General features: G+C 61.1%; 1 protein-coding gene. It reads right to left on the bottom strand.

The window, feature by feature from the left end; genetic code table 11:
- On the bottom strand, positions 1-1773 hold a 1773-nt coding region (locus B2994_RS02330; RefSeq protein ID WP_291526792.1), incomplete at its 3' end, for an ATP-dependent Clp protease ATP-binding subunit.
- Positions 1774-2062: the final 289 nt, after the last annotated feature.

Genomic DNA, 2062 nt, shown 5'->3' with positions numbered 1-2062 from the left:
GATCGCCTCCTTCTGACCGATCACACGCCTGCCCAAATAGTCTTCCATATTGAGCAGTTTCTCGTTCTCACCCTGCATCAGACGGCCAACGGGAATACCAGTCCAATCGGAAACAATCTCGGCGACGGAATCGGAATCCACGCGATCCGGCACCATCGGCTCGGGCTTGCCCGCGCCATCGGCGCCACCGGCGCCACCCTCGGACTCCACATCCGCGGACTCGGCGACGGCCAATTCCCTCTGAATGGCGGGGATGTCGCCATACAGAATCTTCGACGCCTTCGCCAGATCTCCCTCGCGCGTCGCCTTATCGGCCTGGACACGCAGATCATCCAACTTGGCACGCAAATCGCCCACCTTGTTATGACCCGCCTGCTCGGCATCCCACTTGGCCTTCAAGCCGGACAACTTCTCGCGCGCATCGGCAAGTTCGGCCTGCAACTTCTCCAGACGCTCCTTCGACGCGGGATCCTCGGCTTTCTTCAGCTGCATCTCCTCCATCTCAAGACGCGTCACGCGGCGCTGCAACTCATCGATCTCCTCGGGCTGCGAATCAAGCTCCATACGCAGATGCGCGGCCGCCTCATCCACCAAATCAATCGCCTTATCCGGCAACTGACGACCGGAAATATAACGATTCGACAACGTGGCGGCAGCCACCAGCGCATCGTCACCGATCGTCACCTTGTGATGAGCCTCATACCGCTGCTTCAGACCACGCAGGATGGCGATCGTGTCCTCAACGCTCGGCTCGCCCACGAACACCTGCTGGAAACGACGCTCAAGCGCCGGATCCTTCTCGATGTTCTCGCGATATTCGTCCAAAGTGGTCGCGCCGATCAGGCGCAGCTCGCCACGGGCCAGCATGGGCTTGAGCATATTGCCCGCATCCATCGACCCCTCGGCGGCGCCGGCACCCACGATGGTATGGATCTCGTCGATGAAGGTGACGATCTGACCGTCGGCGCTCTTGATCTCCTCGAGCACGCTCTTCAGACGCTCCTCGAACTCGCCACGGTATTTGGAACCGGCAACCATGGAACCCAGATCAAGCGAAATGAGCTTTTTGCCTTGCAAGGTGGTGGGCACATCGCCAGCCACAATACGTTGAGCAAGCCCTTCAACCACGGCGGTCTTGCCGACACCAGGCTCGCCGATCAGCACCGGGTTGTTCTTGGTGCGGCGGGACAAGATCTGAATCACACGACGAATCTCGGAATCGCGGCCGATCACCGGATCGAGCTTGCCTTCCTTCGCCCTGGCGGTCAGATCGGTGGAGTATTTCTCCAACGCCTTGTAGCTTCCCTCGGCATCCGGGCTGGTGACCTTCTTGCCTCCGCGCACGCCAGGGACGGCCTTGCGCAGAGCCTCGGCAGTCACGCCATTCTGCCTGAAGATATCGGCGGACTGGTTGGGCGCGGACGCCACCACGCCAATCAGCAGATGCTCGGTGGAGACATACTCGTCGCCCATCGCCTGCATTTCCCTCTCGGCCGACGCCAGCGCCGCGGTGAGCTGGCGGCTCGCCTGCGGTTGCGACGTAGTCGACCCGGACGCGCTCGGCAACGCGACCAGAGCATTGCGCACCGCCGCACCGATCCGCTGAGGATCGCCTCCGGCAGCCTGAATCAGGCCGCGAACCACGCCCTGCTCCTGGCGAAGCAGCGCGTCCACCACATGCAACGTCTCAACCTGCGCATTGCCAGCGGCCGACGCACTCTGAATGGCGTCGCCGATGGCCTCTTGCGCCATCGTCGTGAACTTCTGTTCCATATCGTCCTCCTATGTCACATGCGTTTCCGGACCGCGCGCCTCAGCGATCCGGCAGCGCACTCTGTCGTTGTCTGATATGGTCAACCGACCCGACACCCATTCTATTCCCAAAACTTGAGCGTATATGGCTCAAGTTTTGGCAATAGGATCAGTGGGGATTCGAACAAGTTCAGAAGACCCCGATGAGTCCGCAAAGGATGAGGATGGGTTCGGGAAATGTCCGCAGCCCCGGCACGGGAGGCGGTCAGCGCAGCTCGCCCAATACGGATTCGGCGGCTCCAAGAATCTC

The sequence above is a fragment of the Bifidobacterium sp. UBA744 genome (assembly GCA_002298605.1).
Classification (GTDB): Bacteria; Actinomycetota; Actinomycetes; order Actinomycetales; family Bifidobacteriaceae; genus Bifidobacterium.
The sequence above is the reverse complement of the archived record's forward strand: the minus strand, read 5'-3'. Positions and strand labels throughout refer to the sequence as shown.